Here is a 19,785-nt window from a genome sequence, read left to right on the forward strand (position 1 = left end):
GACCATGGTGTCGTCGAGCATGCCGCGCTGGAAAAGGTCCTCGATGAGGGCGCTGTAACCCTGGTCATACATCGGCGCGACGATGTCGCGCATGCCTTCGATGCTGGTGAAGGGCTTGGAGCCGTGAATGTCCCAGGTGATCTCGCCGAATACGGTGATGAAGGTGTTCACGGTGACAAAACGCACGCCGCGCTCGACGAGGCGACGGGCGAGCAGGCAGCTCTGTCCGAAGCGGTTCAAACCGTAGCGCTCGCGCACTTTGAGCGGCTCCTTGGTGAGATCGAAGGCCTCGCGGGCCTGCGTGCTGGTCATGATGCGGTAGGCGGACTCGAAATTGCTGTCCATGAGCTTCGCCTGCTCGCTGTATTCGAAATTCCGCACGCTGCTGTCCACCAGGCTCGCGCATTTCGCGGCGGCGCTCCATCCGCACCTCGCTGATTTCCTTCGGCGGGAGCAAATCGGGCACCTTGAAGTCCTTTTCGGACGGATTTGCGTTTAGGACGAAAGGATCATACGCCTTGCCGAGGAAGCCCGCGTCCTGGCCATGCGGCATGTTGCCACCGGTGGGGCCCATCGACTCTGGCAGGATGATATGAGCCGGCAGATCGCTGCGGCGGCCTTGGAGGAACTCCAAAGCGCTGCCGACGTGCGGGGTATTCACACCACCGGTGAAAAGACGGCCCGTCTGCATCATCTGATGCCCGGTATCATGCACCGCCGCGGCTGTGTGGTAGCAGGAGCGCACGAGGCTGAATTTGTCCGCGATCTTCGCGTGCAGCGGCAGGATCTCGGAGATCTCGAAGGCGTTGCTCTTCGTGCGGATCGGTTTGAAAGGACCGCGAATCTCGCTCGGCGCATCCGGCTTCATGTCCCAGAGATCCTGCTGGCTCGGCGCACCGAGATTGAATATCATGATGCAGGCCTTGTTGCTCTTTTTGGCATCCACTTTGCCTTCCGCCCTCAGTTTGGCGAAACCCGGCATCGTGAGCCCGATGGCGCTCAAAGCACCAGCGGTGATGAAATCGCGGCGTGTGACGCCATCGCAGGTGGTGACGGCAGCTTTGTCGGTGAAGGTGAACATGGGGCGCGTTGGTGAGGAAGTTGCCAGAACATACGCTCCTCGGGCGGGAAACTGAATGGATGATGCCACTTTGCTCATGGGTCTTTCCGGCCTGTGTCCAGCCCGAGGAATCGACTTGCCATCAGGATTCATCCCCACATAATACCCTCCGTTCGCTGCGTGCAGAATATGCAGCAGCAGGGTTTTGGAGTCTCCGAATCGACCCCAAAGCCTTGAAAATCAACGATTCGGGCTGTGGCTCAGCCTGGTAGAGCGCTTCGTTCGGGACGAAGAGGTCGTGGGTTCGAATCCCGCCAGCCCGACCAAATGACTTGGATTTTAAATCAGGGAATCTGGAGAGGAAAAGAGGATCAATCTGTCCGCATCCACCTGCGGAGTAGGTCGCGCAGGAGTTTCATTTCCTGAAACAGCTCAGGCAAGTCGGGGTGGAAGTGCTCGATGCACCAGGGACCCCGAAAACCAGTGGCCCAAGCGATGTCGAAGCACTTTTTCAGATCGTAATCGGCGTGAGCGCCATCGGGGCCGAGTTTGAAGGCTTTGAAATCGCATGAAACGGCGTGCGGAAAGGCTTTTTCGAGACCGGTGTAGCGGGTGGTGTTGTCCTTCCAGTTACCGGTGTCGGGCTGGGCTTTCAGAGCAGGGCCGACAGAGGCGATGACGCGGGGGATGGCATCGGCATCGGTCATCATCCAGCCATAGTTTTCGACGAGCACGGTAATTTCCTTTTTGGCGGCGTAGTCGATGAGTTCCCGCATGGCTGCGGCGAGGCGCTGTGGATTAGGCCTGTCTGGGAGCGGCAGTGGACGCACCCAGCGACAGCCGAGCAGTGCCGCTGCATCGATGCTGTGCTTATACACACGCATGGCGGCCTGTTTGATCACGGGATCAGCACTGGCCATGTCGAGGCCGGGCTGGTTCATTTTCAGATTGGTCAAAAGGCAGCCGTGTTTCTCCGCAGCTGCGCGGAGTCGCTCTAAGTAGGCTGGCTCGAGCGAAACGAGGGTGGCGGTCATGAGATCGATCACCCGCATATCGAGCTCCTCACGCATGATTTGCGGCAGATCGAGTAGGCGCAGCTTTCCAGCCGCCTTTTCAGCGCTGAGATGCCGCATGAAGGAGCCGGTGGTAATGCCGATCTCGCCTCTGAGGTCGTCCTTCGCGGCCAGAAGTGGCCCCGCAGCAAATAGAGCACTCGATCGTAAAAATCGACGGCGGGTAGGCATGTGAAGAAAGGAGCTGGAAAATGCGAAAAGACTGCCGCCTCTATTTCTTCGGAGCTTCTTTCTTCTTCCCCTTCTTAGGCTGGCCTTTCGGCGTGGGTTTGCGCAGGATGACCTCGACGGCGTTGCTTTGTGCGGCACCAGGGGTGCTGCGGCCATCGGTGATTTGTTTTTGGATGAGTGCGTTGAGCTTGGCGGCGATTTCCGGGCTTTTCGGCGATGAGGTTATTCGTTTCTCCGATGTCGGCGCTCAGATCGTAGAGCTGGGAGTCTGGGGCGTCTTTCGGGGCCTGACCAGGACGCGGGGCACTCCAGCCGCCGGAGTCGGCACAGAGGGCTAGCTTCCACGGGCCTTCACGGATGACAAAGCTGCCATTGATGCTGTGGTGGATGATATTGGGACGTGAGTCCGAGCTACTCTCGCCGCGCAGGACGTGGAGGAAGCTGTAACTGTCCTCCGCAGCCGTTTCGGGCAATTTTTCACCTAGGATGTCGGCACAGGTGGCGAGGAAGTCGGTGAGGCATGTGAGCTGGGCGGATTTTTGACCTGCTTTGGCCTGCGCTGGCCAGCGGACGATGAATGGCACCCGGTGACCGCCATCAAAGACATCCGCTTTGTGTCCACGCATGTTGTAGCTGGGATTATGGCCCTTGCTGAGATGCAGTGGGAAGTCAGCGCTGGGAGAGCAGCCATTGTCACTGGTGACGATGATGAGCGTGTCCTGAGCGATGCCCTTTTTCTCTGTGGCGGTCATGATTTGACCGATGGCGTCGTCTGTCTCCATGACAAAGTCAGCGTAGGAGCTGAGGCCGCTCTTTCCCTGCCACTTCTCACTCGGCAGGATCGGTGTGTGCGGAGAGTTCAGCGGCATGTAGATGAAGAAGGGTTTGCCGCTTTTCGCATCAGCAGCTTTTTCGTCGATGATCTTCACCGCACGGTTGGTAAAGGCGGGGAGCACATCCTCACCGCGAAATCCCGGGCTACCTGGCCCCTCGCGGGTGAATGCCTTGCCGCTGCGATTGGCGGCATTCATGAGGAGCTTCATCGTTTCTGTCGGATTGACCGGGACACGATCATTTTCGATGAAGCAATACGGCACCATGTCCAGAGAGGCACTGATGCCGAAGTAGGAGTCAAAACCGACACTGAGTGGGCCATTAGCGATGGGCTGAGTGTAATCAACGTTATGGACCTGCTCGGCAGATTCGATGCCCAGTTCCGTCACGCTACCCTTTTTCACCCAATCCATGCCGATGTGCCATTTTCCGACACAGGCAGTGTAATAGCCGTTTTGCTTCAGAAAGGAGGCCACGGTGAGCCGCCCCTGCTCGATGAGCCTCGGAGAGAGCCCACCGAGGACGCTGCTTTGTAGCTTTGACCGCCAGGAGTAGCGGCCTGTCATCACGCCGTAGCGTGTGGGAGTGCAGACGCTGGAGCCGGAGTGTGCATCGGTAAAGATCACCCCCTCCTTCGCCAGTCGATCCATGTGTGGTGTCGCGATTTTGCCTTCAGGATTGAGGCACTTCACATCGCCATAACCCAGGTCATCACAGAGGATAAAAATGATGTTCGGCTTCGCTGCGGCAGGAGCAGCTTGAAGAGGAACAAGGGTAGCCAGTGAAACAAAAAGCAGGGGAAGCAAGGAGCGCATGATCTGTGGATAACGACAGGCATGGTGCTCAAGTTTCAGCCCAAGAGAAAAGCGTGGCGCAGACTGCCCATGTACACTGAAAACGCCTGCTACTGGCGCATGATGTAAAGCTGCCATATTCAGTCGAATACATCTTATGCTTCGCGTCGTGAGGTTTTGTGATTTTTAACCGCTAATTCGACGCTGACCCGACGCTAATCCCAAACCAAATATCAGCGTTAAAAGAGCGTCATATAAGCGGTTTAGATTCCCCATCTTCATCTCATGAATTCACAAATCATGATGAAGCGAAGCATAGCGAGCCGGTTTTCGGCTCGAAGGTTGGCTGGTTTTAAAGTCTCTGGCCGAGATGCAAAGCGGCAAAGGTTCCCAGAAGCTTTCTGAACCTGTGGCCATTTGCCTTGGCGTGAAATCATCTCTGCCATTTCGTTTTCAAAAGCCTTGGGATTGTTCACCAAGCCACCGCCGAGCACAGGCTTGTTGACGGTTGGTAGGCAGCAAGGCAGACTTTCTTCATGACTGTGACACTACCCACTGTTTTCGAATCCTTTGTGCGGCAAAAAATCGCCACGGGACTCTATCAAGACGAAGATGAAGTCGTGGAGGAGTCTTTGGAGCTCATGCGGCAGCAAGAACGCTGGAAGATGGCGGTGACAGCCAAGATTGACGAAGGGCTTCAGGACATGGCCGAGGGCCGTTTCCTGACGAGTGCAGACTGCACTTACATCGGAGAAGCGTCCTACAAGACATGAAATGAACACCATGAGACACAAGGATGTGCCCGCCCCGACGGTCGGCCCAGCTTAGATGTTGCTTTGATACACCGTCGGCATCTCAACCCGTGGCTTGGACTGCCAGCCTAGCATGGTTCAGAGGATTTTGGAATCGGCTACCAGGTCACGGGGATCGTTCGCCCAGAAATCCAGATGACTCATAACTGCATGACGCACGGCTGGAGTGATGGCTTTATTCTTGGCGATCTTGACCGCCTGCTTCTGCATGCCTGAGAGGGTATGCTCATTCCAAAATGAGTCCATGGCCTTGGCATTCTCTGCGTAGATGGCTTTGAGCCGGCTCAACTTCTTGTCGAAATCGCTGAGACTTTGCTCCTCAATCATCGACAAGAGTAATTTTACGTCTTCACACTTTGGGTGCTTAACGAGGCCTCGTTCTTCCAGTGACTTACAGCTCCCTTTTTGTTTCCGAAACTCGCTGAGTTTATTTAGAGCCGAATTGCGATAGAACCTTGGTTTGCGTTGGTGGCCGGGTTTATCATATGCTTTTTGGCAGGCCACCATGAGATGGCAAACAGCCCTATTAAAATACCAGTCAGCTGCTTCGATCTGGGACAATCGAAACAGTTGCTCTTTCCACTCTGAACTGATAGCACCAAAATACCGGAAATAGACCGGTTCTCAAAAAGAATGTCATATTGAGGCTGTACTTTTTAGAATTGCGGTAATTAATAGGCAGCGGTGGCCCGCCCGTGTATCACACTCAATCTCGAAAACGCGACCTTGGAAGAGGTCTGCGTGGCGATGGATTGCTCACCCACGAAGAAGGGCTTTCGTCGGCTTCAAGCGCTGCGCTGGCTTTATGAAGGCAAGAGCCGCGAGCAAGTCGCTGACCTCTCAGGCTTCAGCCTGCGGCAGGTTTTGCGCTTCATCCAAGCCTTCAATCTCGCCGGCCTTGATGGTCTCATTCCCGGGTGTAGCAGCGGCCGTCGCCGAATCCTGCCCAAGGAACAAGTGAGCGGTAAAATCCTACCTCTCATCGAAGATCCCTCACTGGCCGGACAAAGCCACTGGACCGCTGTGAAATTGCACGGCTGGATCAAGCAGAACCTGCAAACGCAACTCGGCTACAGCACCACCGTGCGCTATCTCCACGAGCACGATTACCGCCTCAAAGTTCCGCGCCCCTGGCCGCTCAATCAGGATGAGGACAAGCGCCAAGCCTTCTGCGAAAAGCTCCAGCGCTGGGTGGCCGATCCGAGCGTCGACTTGTGGTTCAGCGACGAAAGCGGCTTTGAAGGCGATCCGCGCCCGCGCCGTACCTGGACCAAGATCGGCAAGGTGCGCCACTCACCTTATCTCGGCGAGCACATCCGCTACAATGTGTTTGGCGCAGTGCGGCCCAAAGATGGACGTCTCGGCGCACTGCTCTTCAACCTGTGCGACAGCGTCACTTTTCAGGTGTTCCTTGACACTCTAGCTGAGGAGAATCCGCACGTGGCAGGACGCCGCGCCATCCTGGTGCTCGACAACGCCTCATGGCACAAGACCAAGAGCCTTAACTGGCACCACTTTGAGCCCGAGTATCTGCCACCACGCTCGCCCGATCTCAACGCCATCGAACGCTTGTGGCTGCGCATGAAAGCCGACTGGTTCAACGGCTGGATCGCCAAGACTTCCGAGCAACTTCAGGACCGTATCATCGAGTCCCTGCGCTCTTTGTTCGACCAGCCCTCCATCCTTCAGTCCCAGTGCCGCCCAAAGACGCGTTTATGACATCCTTTTTGAGAGTCGGTCTAAAGCCACTACGCTCGATTGAGCGCATAGCCCTTTACCCATTTCTCTCCTGCCCTCCCCCGCTTACGCCATCACCGCAGCGATAGGATGATGCTCCTCCACGCCAGTCAGGCGCTGATCGAGTCCCTGGAACTTGAAGGTGAATTTCCGATGATCGATGCCCATGAGGTGCAGGATCGTGGCGTTCAGGTCATTGATGTGGACGGGATTTTTGACGATGTTGTAGCTGAAGTCGTCCGTCTCGCCGTATTCGATGCCAGATTTCACCCCGCCACCGGCCATCCACATGGTGAAGCAGCGCGGATGATGATCGCGGCCGTAGTTATCCTGCGTCAGCGTGCCCTGGGAGTAAACGGTGCGTCCAAATTCACCTCCCCAGACGACGAGTGTGTCCTGGAGCAAGCCGCGCTGCTTCAGATCCATGATGAGTGCGGCGCAGGCACGCTCGCTATCCTCCACCTGACCACGGAGCAGCTTGGGCAAATTATTATGCTGGTCCCAGCCACGATGCAGGATCTGCACCACGCGTGTACCGCGCTCGATGAGGCGCCGGGCCATGATGGCACTATGGGTGAAGCTCCCACTGCGCTGCACATCCGGGCCGTACATTTCCAGTGTGGCGGCACTTTCCCGACTCAGGTCGGTGAGTTCCGGCACACTGGTCTGCATGCGAAAAGCCATTTCATACTGAGCGATGCGGGTCTGGATCTCTGGATCACCCATACGGGCATGATTGATGCTGTTGAGCTTATTGAGCGCATCCAGCATGGTGCGGCGGTCACTCGGATCGACACCAGGCGGATTTTTCACATATAAAACAGGATCACCCTGCCCACGCAGTGCCACACCGCTGAATCGCGTGGGTAAAAAGCCGCTACTCCACATGCGGGTGAAGAGGGCCTGCGCCTGACTGGCCGCTGGGAAAGTCGGAGTGAGCACGACAAAGGCAGGCAAGTCATTGCTCTCACTTCCGAGGCCATAAGCTAGCCAAGAGCCGATGCTGGCCTTCCCCGGCACCTCACTACCCGTCATCACAAAGGTGCAGGCCGGATCATGATTGATGGCACTCGTGTGGACGCTTTTGATGACGGCGACGTCATCAACGATTTTGGCCGTGTGCGGAAGCAACTCGCTCACCCAGCGGCCACTCTGGCCATGCTGCCGGAATTTGAACATGCTCGGTGCCACCGGGAAGCGTGCCTGGCCGCTGGTCATGGTGGTGATGCGCTGACCATTGCGCACGCTATCGGGTAGATCTTTGTCGAAGTGCTTCTGGAGTTGCGGCTTGTAGTCCCACAGATCGAGCTGTGAGGGGGCTCCATTCATGTGGAGATAGATGAGCCTTTTCGCCCGAGGGGCAAAATGAGGCAGCCCCGGCAGCGGCGCGTGCACCTGATTCTGGGCCCCTGCGGCAAATAGGCTCTGCGCCAAATCTGTCCCGAGCATGCTCGCGAGGGCGATATTGCCGGCACGGAGACCCGCCTGGCCAAAAAACTGCCTGCGCGTCTGTTGTTGGTGATATTCCAGAATCGGGTCCATGAGGGCAGTGAATACGTTCGTGCGGTGTGGCGGCTTGCAGGCACCCCTATGCCGAAAAACACCGGAGGCGCAGCAGTCAGGGACCGCAGCGCCTCCGGCGTTTCTGGCTATTATCGGGAGATTAGCGGACGGCAGCCGTATCCAGTGTCTGGTAGGAAGTGATGAACTCTGCGGCATCGAGAGCGGATGTCTCACTCATGGCGGCAGCGACTTGGTTTTGCAGCTCCTCACGCAGGCGGGCGACGAGCTGGAGCCCCTGGGAAGTGATGCGCACGAGCACCTTCCGGCGGTCGTCGATGGCGTGGGTGCGCTCCATGTAGCCGAGCTTTTCCAGGCGATCCACGAGTCCCGTGGCGGCTGCTGTGGAGTGGCCCATCTTGCGGGCGATGTCCGTCATGGTCAGCTCGGGGCTAGTCGAGAGATAGCTCAGGAGGAAGAACTGGGCGAAGGAGATGTTATCGCGGTTCAGCTCTCGGGAGAGGTTGAGCAAGAACTCGCGTTGGCTGAACAGAATGAAATCTGCCAGTTTGGCGTGGTCTTTGGCCTGGGGCTTGGTTCCGTTGGTCATATTGTGGTTTCCTTAGAGCTATGGGGTTCTAGAAATTCTTGGATTCTGGTAATATAGCGACTCTCAAACATGGAGGCAACATTAATTCCATATATTTCATAACTTTTTAGCCACGGGCACTAAAAAGCTATCAAACGTGAGAAATTAATATGACCGAATTATTACACGAGAAAGGCTTTTTGGCAAGAGAGGCTTTCACTTGGCCCTCTTTGTCACTTCATGCTCTTCTAGCTCGTAGCCCTTCGTGCCACACATTCTCTCACTCTTTATCTTAATCCCTTCCCACCTATCTATAATAGAGTGCCCAGATCGACGAAGCACCCGGTCGCCAATAGACCTCCCCTGCCCAGCCCAAGCTCCTCCAGCCTTGTGAAAGTTTTCACAAAATCGGGTTGCCGCTCCTGCCCACACCCTGATAATCGACCCGCCCGATGACCCCCTCGCTCACGTTTGCTGCCCTCGATCTCGCTTTTCTCGCCGCCTCCGTCGGGAAGATCATTTTTCTCTGTTTCCTGGTCATTCTGCCCCTGGTATCGATCTCGGTTTATTTCGAGCGTCGTATCTCGGCAGTGATCCAGGACCGCGTGGGGCCAAACCGTGTCGGCGTGCCACTCACACTCCTCGGTTTCAAGAAAGACTGGCAGCCCCTCGGCATCGGCGGACTCGCCCAGGCCATGGCGGATGGTCTGAAGTTCATCTTAAAAGAGGATTTCGTGCCGGCGCATGTGCGGAAGTTCTACTTCTGGCTCGCACCCTGCCTCGTCGTCGTTCCAGCGCTCGTCACCTGCGCGGTGCTCCCCTTTGGCAGTGAGCTGGATCTGCGGTTTCTCAATCCACTCATTACTTCCGTATTCGGCGGCGCGGGTTTCACCGCTCCTATCCCACTGGTCATTGCGGATCTGAGTGTGGGGCCGCTTTTCACCTTCGCCATCGCCTCCATCGGTGTTTACGGCATCGTCTTGGCAGGCTGGTCGTCGAACTCGAAGTATCCCTTCCTCGGCGGCGTGCGCAGCAGCGCCCAGATGATCTCGTATGAGATCTCTCTCGGCCTCTCGATCATCCCGGTGTTCATGATCTTCGGGGAGCTGAACCTCGGCAAAATGGCAGAGTATCAAGATGCCAACGGCTGGCTGCTGCTACCGCTGTGGGGAGATGGACTGAGCTGGTCCCGCATGCTGCTGCTGGTCCCCATCGTCATTTCCTTCTGCATTTTCACCGTCTCCATGTTCGCAGAGACGAACCGCCTGCCCTTTGACCTCGCGGAGTGCGAGACGGAGCTCGTGGCGGGTTATCACACGGAGTACAGCTCGATGAAGTTCGCCCTTTTCTTCATGGGTGAGTATGCCGCGATGATTATCGGCTCTGGACTCGCCGTGACGCTTTTCCTCGGTGGCTGGAGCATTCCTTTCTGGCCCTATTTGGAGAAAATCATCCCCCTCCAGCTTCATTTCACAGCGGACACGACCCCTTGGTACACGGGCCTGCTCCACATCGGTGCCTTCTTCACCAAAGTCTTCGCCTTCATCGTCTTCTTCATCGTGATCCGCTGGACGCTGCCCCGCTTCCGCTTTGATCAGCTCATGGCGCTTGGATGGAAGGTGTTCTTTGAGCTCGCCTTGTTCAATGTGTTCCTCACAGCGGTGATTCTGTGGTTCGTGAAGTAATGCACTCTCACCTGCGCGGTGTGATCGCGACGTAATTCCGCACCGTGGACCAGCCTGATTGGGTGCGGCTGCTGCCATCAGCCAAACGAGCGTGTAGCGCAGTCGAGCGGCCACCATCCAGATTCAGCGCACGGTGAATCCGCAGTCCCGGAATCAAATCCTGCGTCGCGAGGATACTCGCCAAATCAGCCAATGAACTGCTGTGGAGCGTGCCCAGGACCCAAAGCGGGCCACCACTCGCCGCGATGAAGGTGCGAGAGGCCATTTTGGCGCGGTCGAGAGTGGGCATCGGACGCCCAGCATCCACAAGACGTGGTCCACATTGCAAAAAGTCTTCGCAGCCACTGCCGCGGCCAGATTCACTATTCCACTGGAGTCGTGGAGTGCCGCGTGTGACCGCAATCGTGCCTGTGAGCAGCTTATTCGCCTGCCACGAGCCCGTGCGGCGACCACCCGCGATCATGAGGCCCAGTGGCGCGAACTCCGGCGAGAAAAAACCGCCATTCACGCCGGCAATGGCACCCGATGCGTCGATCACATCATCCACCGCACCCGCGCCAGCCCATGAATCTGGCTGATCCAGCACACGCAGCGCACATTGCCGGGTGTCAAAGACGATGAACTGCGCCTCTGCTCCAGCCCCGTTGTCATGTGCGACAGAAAACTCATGCAGCCATGCCCCCGCCGCTGCGAGCGGCGTGATGCGGCTCTCTCCCACTCGCCGCCACCCTGTCTGAAGGGAGATGTTTTCGATCTGCGGAGCTGGCGGTGACGTCCAAGCTGGCTCGGGCTGCGCTGGCTGGATCTGTGTCGGTGGCGGCACAAACGGAGGCTCGATGGCGGGCTCTGGAGGCAAAGGAGCCACACAGGAGCTCAAAACCACGGCGAGAGCTGGAAGGGCGTAAAAGAGAGTTTTCACAGGTTTTTCTGCATCCAATCGGACATGACTGCTAGGGCACGGGCGCGGTGACTGAGCTGGTTTTTCGTTTCAGCCGGCAAAACGCCAAAAGTGTCGGAAAATCCCTCCGGCGTGAAAAGCGCATCATAACCGAAACCGCCCTCGCCCTGCTCTGCGAGCCGTAAAGTGCCCTCCACCGTGCCATGGGCCACATGCAGCACCTTTCCATCACGCACCAGCGCCATGCAGCAGCGAAACCGCCCCGTAAAGGGTGGCGCAGCGCCTAGAGCACCGAGCTCGCTTTTCAATTTCTCGCGATTGGATGCATCCGTCGCGTTTTCACCCGAGTAGCGGGCAGATCGCGCTCCTGGAGCACCGCCGAGAGCATCCACCTCCAGTCCAGAATCATCCGCGAGCACCAGAGTGCCCGGCGGCAGTGCCACACTCGCCCCGCAGGCCTTGATCGCCGCATTGGCCTCAAAGGTCTCCCCCGTCTCCTCGGGCAAAGTGAGTCCTGGATGAGCGCGAAGATCCGTGATCGAGAATCCAGGGAGCATGGAGCGCACCTCGGCGGTCTTATGGGCATTCGATGTGGCGAAAAATAGGTCAGGCATGTCAGGGCACGAACACAGCAGTGGCAGCCACCTCCGTCAAAGGATCAAGCGAGCCCGCTGAACTTCTGTGCAAACAAAATGAACATGCAGTGGCGTTGTCTCATCAGACAATGTTATGGCCGCCCGCATCACCGCTTTCATCCTCAGCTTCTGCATCGGTTTTCCGATGTGCTGGTGCTGTTACGGAGAGGTGTCTCGGGTGGAGATGGCCGGCTGCTGCCCCACGGAGCATCCTTCGGGATGCTCCGCGCAGCAGACGGGATCAAAGCCAGACCACTCTGAGAATTGTCCATGCTGCACGTTTTCGCAGGCACCACGCGACATGGTCAAAACCTTGCCGCTCGTCCCTGCGCCCATGCTGGATCGAGAAGCGATCCTCCCTGGTTGGCAAACTTTTGAGCCAAAGCCGCTCAACGAACTCGTCTGTGATTCGCATGCGGGTCTGCATGAACATGGACCACCTAGCCCCTATCGTGCGCCGCTTTATGAGCGGTATCATGCACTTTTGCTGTGAGCGGGCAGAAGCAGCCCCGGCCCAGCGGGGTGCTATCCACGCCTGATTTGAGCCCCCCGTCCCTGTCTGGCGTGTCTTTTTCCACGGGCGTTTCAGATCCATACTCACACATAGAAATCTTATGAAAACATCCTTACTCCTCCTCTCCGTTGCCGTCCTGGGTAGTGCCCTGCCTGCCCTAGCAGCGAGTGATGCCTGCAAGAAATGCTGCAAGGACAACTGCGCCGCGTGCTGCAAAGACGCTGGCAAAGTCTGCGGCAAGGACTGCTGCAAAGAGAAGAAATAATCCGCGCTGAAAAACGCCGCGACACCCACGCCGCCGCCGGAGCAGCCCTCTGGCGGCGGTTTATTTTTTCCGCACCGCCAGCAGGCCTGCCACGATGGCATTGGCGATGTCTTGACGATGATCTGCTGTGCCGCAGAGCCACGCATTGCCAGCATGCGTGAGATAGCCGCACTCCACCATCACGGCGGGCATATTCGTCTCTCGCAGGACGACGAGGCGTGAGCGCTCCATCAGAGCCCGGCACCCCATCTGGACAGATTGATCAAAGGTGCGATCCAGAGCCCGTGCGAGCACTAAGCCCTTGTCACTGTGGTAGTGCATCTCCGCGCCTTTTTTGACCTTTTGCGGATCCGTATTGAAATGGATGCTCACGAACACGGCATTTGAAAACCGATTCGCCAGTGCCGCACGCTGATCTAGGTCCACAAAGACATCTGTGCGTCGTGTCATGAAGGTTTTCAGCCCTTTGGCACGCAGCGCAGTCTCCAGCCGCTTCGCCACATCGAGCGCGAGGTGCTTCTCCACCCTCTGTCCGCGCAGCGCACCAGGATCTTTCCCTCCATGACCAGGATCAATGACGACGGTGCTGAATCTGAACTGCGCCACGGCCTCCGCAGGGGACCAAAAAACCGCGCAAGTCAAAACCAGCGCGGAGAGCAGCCTGCGGAGCTGTGGCCAAAAAGTCACCGTGGTATTTTGAGGGTCTTCCCAGAGCGAATCGCATCCGATTTAAGTCCGTTCGCGGCTTTTAGTTTCGATACCGTCGTGCCATTCCGTGCAGCGATACGGCTGAGTGTGTCTCCAGACTTCACTGTGTAGGAGCTACTGCGTGGGGCTGACTTACTCTTGCTGCTTCCAGACTTGGATTTCGATTTGGTGGACGATGAGCGGCTGCTTCTCGTCGTCTTTTTGCTCACTGGCTTTTTCTTCGGCGGTGGCGTGTAGTCACGCTGTGGTGTGGGCTCTCCGCCGTGGCTGCTACGCCAGGTCCGGTCATCGATGTCGCCGCTCGATCCTCCTCCGTTGGATGACAGCCACTCCGTCTTGTAGTCGCCATTTTCATCAAAGGGATACTCGTTCTGCGCCATGCTATGGGGCGGCGTCTCCGCACTGCCATGCAGATTGATCACGGGCAGTCGCTTGGGCAGTCCTTTGATCGGCGGTGATTGCTGACAGGAGGACAGCGCCGCAGCGAGCAGGGCGATGATGGAAAGGAGCGTGAACTTCGGGAAAAACTTCATGCGGATGGTAGCCAGAGCTTCGCTGCAAACAGGGTCGGATCAATCACGGCTTCATATCAGGAGTATGAAAGCGCCGGATCACCTGCTTCACACGCGGGATACCCTGCGCATCTTTCTCCAGGATCACAGCACGCTCATGATAGTAGGTCGCATTGTCCTGGGGCAGCGAGTAGCGCCACAGCGTGTCATCATTCTGGCGCTCGAATGGATTTTTCACCACTTCATAGACCTTCCGCCCGTCCATGCCGGGTTTGAGCAAGCGGAAGCGATCCTCCGTGAAGCCGACAGAATACCGCGTGTCCGTGGAGCCGAAGTGCACCAGAGCGGTCATGGATTCCTTGAAACTATATCCCCAGCTCACCATCGAATAAAAACCCATGATCATGGGGATGGCCAGGATGGCAGCGGGGGTGAAGAAGTACCAATTGCGTTGGAAGAATGTTTTTTGCATGCGCGGCCATGCTGGCGCTGCCGCGCCGTGTGGCAAGGGCATTGTGATCACGACACGGAGGACACCCAGCCTTGCCAGATTGCTTTCACGGCCTACCCTCCGCGCCCTCTTAATAAAATACTATGTGGAAAGGTCGCTTCGCCCAGGAAACCAGCGTGCTCGTGCAACGCTACGGAGAATCTGTGTCTTTTGATTGGCGGCTCTATCCGCATGACATCGCAGGCTCCATCGCTCACTCCAAAGGACTGCTCAAAGCGGGCATCTTGACGGCTGAGGAGCAGTCCCAGATCGAAAGCGGCCTCCAGGGCATCCTGGCAGACATCGAAGCAGGGAAATTCGAGTGGAAAGCGTCTCTGGAAGACGTGCACATGAATATCGAGTCCGAGCTCACTCGGCGCATCGGCCCCGCAGGTGCCAGGCTCCACACCGCACGCAGTCGCAATGACCAAGTCGCTACCGATGTGCGCCTCTACTGCCGCGCAGAGATTGATGCCCTCCTTGATCTCATGAACGCCATGCAGGCAGCCCTCATCGAGTGCGCAGAGCGTGCCGAAGGCGTGCTCATGCCTGGCTACACCCATCTCCAGCGCGGACAGCCTGTTTTCTTCGCCCATCATTTGCTCGCCTATGTCGAGATGCTCGACCGGGATGTCACCCGCCTGCTCGATTGCCGCGAGCGGCTCAATATCATGCCCCTGGGCTCCGGCGCACTCGCGGGCAGCACCATCATCCTCGATCGCGAATTCGTCGCCGCAGAGCTCGGCTTCGCCTCTGTCACGCAGAACTCGATGGATGCAGTCAGCGACCGTGATTTCATCGCAGAGCTGCTTTTCTCCATCTCGATGGTCGGCGTGCATCTCAGCCGCCTCAGTGAGGATGTCATCCTATGGGCCAGCGCCGAGTTCGCCTTCGTCACCCTGAGCGATGCGCACACCACCGGCTCCTCGCTGATGCCGCAGAAAAAGAACCCAGATGTGGCCGAGCTCACGCGTGGCAAGTCCGCACGCCTCATCGGCAACCTCATGAGCATCCTCACGCTCATCAAAGGCCTGCCCATGACCTACAATCGCGACCTCCAGGAGGACAAAGAGCCGCTCTTTGACTCCGTGGACAGCATCAAGCTCGCCCTGGAGGTCTTTGCCGAAATGGTCCGCGGCATGGATGTGAATCGCGCCCGGACAGAAGCCGCCGCAGCCGATCCCATGCTGCTCGCCACCGATCTGGCCGATTACCTCGTCAACCATGGCGTGCCCTTCCGTCAGGCGCACGAAGTCATCGGCAAGCTCGTCGCTTACAGCATCGCGGAGCAACGTAGCTTTGGGGACATGAGCCTGGAGGAGTTCCGCCGCTTCTCCACCGTCTTTGAGGCCGATGTGCTGAACTGCCTCAGTCTCGAAACCGCCATGCAAGCCCGCAAAGGCATCGGAGCCCCCTCCCCCGCCAATGTGAGCGCTCAGCTCGCACGCTGGCGTGAGACGCTGAGCGTGAAATAAGCAACTCTGCGAAGCAGAAGGTTTGAAACCGCTAACGAGACGCTCATTTCATGCTGATAAATGAATTCTGAATCAGCGTCTTATTAGCGTCATATCAGCGGTTAGGAGATTCCAAATCCTGGTGACACGACATCCCATGAAATCGCTCTTTTGCCTCCTCCTTGCCGTTTCGCTGCCCCTTTGTGCCCAGGACGCCGTGTTCCGAGCCGGCGCGGCCACTTCCAACATCACACCGGAGCTCGGAGGCGATGTGATCGGCGGTTTTGCCCCTTATCCATGCACCCACATTCATGATGAGCTGCACGCTCGCTGCCTCGTGCTCGATGATGGGCAGACAAAGCTCGCCCTCGTCGTCTGCGACCTCCTCGGCCTGCACCGCAGTGTCTCGGTGCTCGCCCGCGAGCTGATCGAAAAAGAAATCGGTATCCCCGCCGCGAATGTGCTCATCAGCGGCACGCACACCCACTCCGCCACCAGTGCCATCAGCGGCCCCGTGCGGCAATACACCTCCGATCTGGAGCTGACGGATTATCAAAAATTCGCCGCTCGCCGCATCGCGGATGGAGTGCGGCGTGCACACACCCTGCTGCGTCCGGCGGAGATCGCCTTTGGCACCGTGGACGTGCCAGAGCATGTCCATATCCGCCGCTGGTTCCTCAAAGAAGGCAGCATGCCGCCGAATCCCTTTGGCAAAATCGACCAAGTCAAAATGAACCCCGGCGCGGGCAATCCTGCACTCGTCAAACCCGCCAGCGAGCCCGATCCACGCGTCTCCTTCATCGCCCTGCGTGAGGTCGGCGGTCGCATGATCTCCATCTTCTCCGCCTATTCACTCCACTACGTCGGTGGTGTGCAGGGCGCAGACATTTCCGCCGATTACTACGGCTACTACTGTGAGGCCCTGAAGCGCCTACAGACCGGCGGCAGCGACTATCCGCCCTTCGTCGCCCTCATGGCCAATGGCACCAGCGGTGATGCCAACAACATCAACTTCCGCACTCCCCAGCCACGCAAAAAACCTTATGAGCAGATGCGCTACGTCGCCGAAGACGTCGCCACCAAAGTCCACGATGCCTTGCAAAAGCTCACCTGGACAGACCGCGCCCCCCTCGCCGCCCGCTACCGCGAGCTCGATGTGAAATGGCGCAGCATCCCTGATGAACTCATCACCTGGGCCAAAGAAACCGAGTCCAAAGCACCCCGCATCCAGGGCGGCAAAGCAGACCTACCCCTCGCCTACGCCGGACGCGTGCAGCGCCTCGCCCAAGCCAGCCCACAGACCAAAACCCCCGTCCAGATCCTGCGCATCGGCGACATCTGCATCGGCACCACGCCCTGCGAGACCTTTGCAGAAACCGGCATCGAATTCCGCCAGCGTAGCCCTTTCCCCAAAAGCTTCATGGTCGAGCTCGCCCACGGTTACTACGGCTACATGCCCACCCCGCGTCATTTCGAGCTCGGTGGTTACGAAACCTGGCCCGGAACCAACAACCTCGAACCCCAGGCCTCCGTCAAAATGATGGACGCCCTGCTCAAAATGGCCTCTGAGGTGAAGTGACGCTGCTCTTGGCAGGATTTGTGCCTGCCTTGTGTGTCTTGCATAAAACCGTGTGTTCACGGCGTCTCCTCTGTCCCCCAAAAAATGAACTCTTCTCGTCGTCTCTTCCTCCGAGGCACCGGCGCCGCACTCGGCCTGCCGTGGCTGGAGTCTATCTGCGCCTTCGGAGCTGAATCGGTCAAAAACAACACCGCACCACGCCGCCTCGCCGTCTGCTTCACCGGCAATGGCGTCAATCCGCACCACTGGGGTGCCAAAATGGGCGCTGGGGGCATGGAATTGATGAAATCCCTCAGCCCGCTCGAAGGGCTCAAAAAGCACATCAATGTCTTCACCGGCCTGTGGAATCCCACCACCGTGGAGGGCGAAGGCGGCCACTACCCGAAGATGAACGTCCTCTGTGGCCTGAAGGTGAAAAAGACCACCACCGATGTCGAAGTCGGCACCACGATGGACCAACTCATCGCCGCGCACACCGGCAAATTCACGCCCATGCCCAGCGTCGTGCTCGGCACCGAGCGGCCCAGCTACAGCACCGACAGCGGCTTCACCTCCATTTACTCCGCCTACATCTCCTGGAGCACGCCCACCACGCCCGCACCGAAGGAAATCTTCCCCCAGCAGGCCTTTGACCAGCTCTTCGACGACGGCAGCCGCCGCAAGCGTGACAAAAGCATCCTCGACCTCGTGCTCGAAGACGCCAGCAGCCTCAAGCCCAAGCTCAGCAGTCGCGACAAGCAAAAGCTCGACGAATACCTCACCTCCGTGCGTGAAATCGAGCAGCGTGTCGAGCTCGCCGAAAAAATCAGTCAGGAAGAGACGAATGGCCAAGGCTGGATGCCCACCGTCAAAGCTCCCACCATTGGCCGACCCGCCGCAGGCATCCCCGCCAGCAGTGAGGATCACCTGCGGCTCATGTTCGACATCATGCTGCTCGCCTTCCAGATGGACCGCACCCGCGTCGCCACCTTCATGATGAACAACGACCTCTCCAACATGCGCTTCCCAAGCCTCGATGGCATCAGCGGCGGCATCCACGAGCTGTCGCACCACGCCAACGACGAGCACCGCCTCAGCCTTTATCAGCGTGTGAACGAGCATCAGGTCAAACTCTGGGCCGAGTTCCTCGCCAAAATGCAGGCCACCAACGAAGGCGAGCGCACCCTACTCGAAAACAGCATGATCCTGCTCACCAGCAGCCTCATGGACGGCAATGCGCATGATTCCCGCCAGCTCCCCGTCGTCCTCGCCGGTGGTGGCGGCGGCACCATCCAAGGCGGCCGCTTCCACGACCTCAGCAAAGACCCCAACCGCAAACTCTGCCGCCTCCACCTCTCCCTCATGGACCGCATGGGCGTGAAGACGAGCCACTTCGGCGACGCAGAGAATGCGCTCATGATCTAAAGCGCAACCACTGGCGTGACGCTGATAGATAAAGCAAATTATCAGCGTCAATTTAGCGTCTTATTAGCGGTTCAACAAAACCTCGCATTCGTGTCAGTAGCGCAGCTATTCACCTCATTAAAAAGCGCATTGATCGCCTCCACATCGGGCTGCCATCGGCCTTCGCCTAAAAGATGATGGAGAACTTCACCAAGATCGATATCCAAACAACGAAGCGCCGATTCAAATCCAGCATCTTCACGCTTAGCTTGTGAAATGAACTCCGAGATGAGGCGTGGCTCTGTGGTGCCGCCCTGGTAGAGTGCGGTAAAAAGAAAGCGGGCCAGATGATAGCTCAGCTCTTGACCTTCATCCGGCGACCAAAACGAACGTCCTGTCCAAAACCTCTGTATATTCTCCTCAGTCCAGTAGGCTTGATGTCGGCGAATCCATTCCCGCGTCAGTTCATATGGCTGCTCCCGGGTGATGTGGTTCTCGACAGTCATCGCGACAGCTTCGTCAAGCCACGCTGGAAGATTACAGGACTGAAGAACCGCATGCGTGAGTTCATGGACGAAGACGGAAGAATATCTCGCTAACTCGGCGTCAGGCACAGCAAAATGGCCATAGCCGCGATTGAGGTAAACGCCTCCTACATGCGCAACCGTCTCTTCCTCATCAGAGAAAAAGTCCAGTAGGTATTGGTAGAAGAGGTCGCCTTCCAGACACAGCACCGGCCACTTACCGTAACCGAGATTTTTTGGTACAAACGGCAAACCGGAGTGAATGCGACGGAGACTATGCTCCAAGAAACGCAGCGCCTCTTTGGTCCTTTGCGTCTCTGCCTGGGAGACCAAGAAAAAATTCTCGGACTCCACCAACTGGTACTCAGTGCCGAATTGCTGCCTCAGCCCATTGATCCAAAGCCGTCCGAGTTGCACATACAGCTCCTGGAGAGAATCCGCGTCCAATCCGACTTCCACTTCAGCCGCAATCACATCCCAGTTTGGAAGCAAGAACGTCTTCGCGGGCAATAACCACTCCGGTTTGAGTTGCTCAGGGAATGGGGGCTTTGGCATCATCTCATGTATT

At 57.7% G+C, this 19,785-nt stretch carries 18 protein-coding genes, 1 tRNA gene and 2 pseudogenes; 9 read left to right on the forward strand and 12 right to left on the reverse strand.

Going from position 1 to position 19,785, the window contains the following annotated elements:
- Positions 1-1,081 (reverse strand): annotated as a pseudogene (locus IPK32_14070) (DUF1501 domain-containing protein).
- A 228-nt stretch (positions 1,082-1,309) separates the two neighbouring features.
- Here IPK32_14070 and IPK32_14075 point away from each other — a divergent pair.
- Positions 1,310-1,386: transfer RNA gene (locus IPK32_14075), tRNA-Pro, on the forward strand.
- Between the two features lie 45 nt (positions 1,387-1,431).
- Here the strand turns inward: IPK32_14075 and IPK32_14080 are convergent.
- Both IPK32_14080 and IPK32_14085 read right to left on the reverse strand, forming a co-directional pair.
- The gene (locus tag IPK32_14080) at positions 1,432-2,304 is read right to left on the reverse strand and encodes a sugar phosphate isomerase/epimerase (GenBank protein ID MBK8093074.1); all 873 of its coding nucleotides are present in this window, start codon (positions 2,302-2,304) and stop codon (positions 1,432-1,434) included.
- 40 nt (positions 2,305-2,344) lie between these two features.
- Positions 2,345-3,953: pseudogene (locus tag IPK32_14085) on the reverse strand (arylsulfatase).
- Between the two features lie 515 nt (positions 3,954-4,468).
- Here IPK32_14085 and IPK32_14090 point away from each other — a divergent pair.
- Positions 4,469-4,705, forward strand: a complete 237-nt coding sequence (locus IPK32_14090; GenBank protein ID MBK8093075.1) for a type II toxin-antitoxin system ParD family antitoxin — start codon at positions 4,469-4,471, stop codon at positions 4,703-4,705.
- Between the two features lie 117 nt (positions 4,706-4,822).
- Here IPK32_14090 and IPK32_14095 read toward each other — a convergent pair whose 3' ends face one another.
- Positions 4,823-5,305 carry a hypothetical protein gene (locus tag IPK32_14095; protein MBK8093076.1) on the reverse strand — a complete coding sequence of 161 codons (483 nt, stop codon included), beginning with the start codon at positions 5,303-5,305 and terminating at the stop codon, positions 4,823-4,825.
- Positions 5,306-5,428: 123 nt separating this feature from the next.
- On the opposite strand from IPK32_14095, the gene IPK32_14100 reads away from it, so the two are divergent.
- Positions 5,429-6,463: an IS630 family transposase gene (locus IPK32_14100; GenBank protein ID MBK8093077.1), complete on the forward strand. Its 1,035-nt coding sequence runs from the start codon at positions 5,429-5,431 to the stop codon at positions 6,461-6,463.
- Between the two features lie 84 nt (positions 6,464-6,547).
- On the opposite strand, the gene IPK32_14105 is transcribed toward IPK32_14100, so the two are convergent.
- Positions 6,548-8,023: a DUF1501 domain-containing protein gene (locus IPK32_14105; GenBank protein ID MBK8093078.1), complete on the reverse strand. Its 1,476-nt coding sequence runs from the start codon at positions 8,021-8,023 to the stop codon at positions 6,548-6,550.
- Positions 8,024-8,144: 121 nt separating this feature from the next.
- Positions 8,145-8,591 (reverse strand): MarR family transcriptional regulator, encoded by a 447-nt coding sequence (locus IPK32_14110; protein MBK8093079.1) that lies wholly within the window; start codon positions 8,589-8,591, stop codon positions 8,145-8,147.
- A gap of 431 nt (positions 8,592-9,022) precedes the next feature.
- On the opposite strand from IPK32_14110, the gene IPK32_14115 reads away from it, so the two are divergent.
- Complete coding sequence (locus IPK32_14115; protein ID MBK8093080.1) at positions 9,023-10,255, forward strand: NADH-quinone oxidoreductase subunit H; 1,233 nt, start codon at positions 9,023-9,025, stop codon at positions 10,253-10,255.
- Between the two features lie 7 nt (positions 10,256-10,262).
- Here IPK32_14115 and IPK32_14120 read toward each other — a convergent pair whose 3' ends face one another.
- Both IPK32_14120 and IPK32_14125 read right to left on the reverse strand, forming a co-directional pair.
- Positions 10,263-11,174 (reverse strand): phosphodiester glycosidase family protein, encoded by a 912-nt coding sequence (locus IPK32_14120; protein MBK8093081.1) that lies wholly within the window; start codon positions 11,172-11,174, stop codon positions 10,263-10,265.
- A complete protein-coding gene (locus IPK32_14125) occupies positions 11,171-11,767 on the reverse strand; it encodes a non-canonical purine NTP pyrophosphatase (GenBank protein MBK8093082.1) in 597 nt (198 codons plus the stop codon). Before IPK32_14125 ends, IPK32_14120 begins: the two co-directional genes overlap by 4 nt.
- A 115-nt stretch (positions 11,768-11,882) precedes the next feature.
- Here IPK32_14125 and IPK32_14130 point away from each other — a divergent pair, with 115 nt between their 5' ends.
- Both IPK32_14130 and IPK32_14135 read left to right on the forward strand, forming a co-directional pair.
- Positions 11,883-12,281 carry a hypothetical protein gene (locus tag IPK32_14130; GenBank protein MBK8093083.1) on the forward strand — a complete coding sequence of 133 codons (399 nt, stop codon included), beginning with the start codon at positions 11,883-11,885 and terminating at the stop codon, positions 12,279-12,281.
- A gap of 121 nt (positions 12,282-12,402) precedes the next feature.
- Positions 12,403-12,567 carry a hypothetical protein gene (locus tag IPK32_14135; GenBank protein MBK8093084.1) on the forward strand — a complete coding sequence of 55 codons (165 nt, stop codon included), beginning with the start codon at positions 12,403-12,405 and terminating at the stop codon, positions 12,565-12,567.
- 60 nt (positions 12,568-12,627) lie between these two features.
- On the opposite strand, the gene IPK32_14140 is transcribed toward IPK32_14135, so the two are convergent.
- Genes IPK32_14140 through IPK32_14150 form a run of 3 tightly spaced genes read right to left on the reverse strand, consistent with a single transcriptional unit; the run spans position 12,628 to position 14,259 of the window.
- On the reverse strand, positions 12,628-13,254 hold the full coding sequence (locus IPK32_14140) for an N-acetylmuramoyl-L-alanine amidase (protein MBK8093085.1): 627 nt from the start codon (positions 13,252-13,254) through the stop codon (positions 12,628-12,630).
- Positions 13,251-13,808 carry a LysM peptidoglycan-binding domain-containing protein gene (locus tag IPK32_14145; GenBank protein MBK8093086.1) on the reverse strand — a complete coding sequence of 186 codons (558 nt, stop codon included), beginning with the start codon at positions 13,806-13,808 and terminating at the stop codon, positions 13,251-13,253. The genes IPK32_14140 and IPK32_14145 overlap by 4 nt, the downstream gene beginning before the upstream one ends.
- A gap of 43 nt (positions 13,809-13,851) precedes the next feature.
- Positions 13,852-14,259, reverse strand: coding sequence for a hypothetical protein (locus IPK32_14150; protein ID MBK8093087.1), 408 nt, complete (start codon positions 14,257-14,259; stop codon positions 13,852-13,854).
- 122 nt (positions 14,260-14,381) lie between these two features.
- Here IPK32_14150 and argH point away from each other — a divergent pair, with 122 nt between their 5' ends.
- The 3 genes from argH to IPK32_14165 all read left to right on the forward strand — a co-directional run bounded on the left by argH (position 14,382) and on the right by IPK32_14165 (position 18,714).
- Positions 14,382-15,752: an argininosuccinate lyase gene (gene argH, locus IPK32_14155; GenBank protein MBK8093088.1), complete on the forward strand. Its 1,371-nt coding sequence runs from the start codon at positions 14,382-14,384 to the stop codon at positions 15,750-15,752.
- 136 nt (positions 15,753-15,888) lie between these two features.
- Positions 15,889-17,310 (forward strand): neutral/alkaline non-lysosomal ceramidase N-terminal domain-containing protein, encoded by a 1,422-nt coding sequence (locus tag IPK32_14160; protein MBK8093089.1) that lies wholly within the window; start codon positions 15,889-15,891, stop codon positions 17,308-17,310.
- A gap of 84 nt (positions 17,311-17,394) precedes the next feature.
- Positions 17,395-18,714 (forward strand): DUF1552 domain-containing protein, encoded by a 1,320-nt coding sequence (locus IPK32_14165; protein MBK8093090.1) that lies wholly within the window; start codon positions 17,395-17,397, stop codon positions 18,712-18,714.
- Between the two features lie 71 nt (positions 18,715-18,785).
- Here IPK32_14165 and IPK32_14170 read toward each other — a convergent pair whose 3' ends face one another.
- The gene (locus IPK32_14170; protein MBK8093091.1) at positions 18,786-19,775 is read right to left on the reverse strand and encodes a hypothetical protein; all 990 of its coding nucleotides are present in this window, start codon (positions 19,773-19,775) and stop codon (positions 18,786-18,788) included.
- Positions 19,776-19,785 lie beyond the last annotated feature (10 nt).

It is taken from the genome of Verrucomicrobiaceae bacterium (assembly GCA_016713035.1).
GTDB lineage: Bacteria > Verrucomicrobiota > Verrucomicrobiia > Verrucomicrobiales > Verrucomicrobiaceae > Prosthecobacter.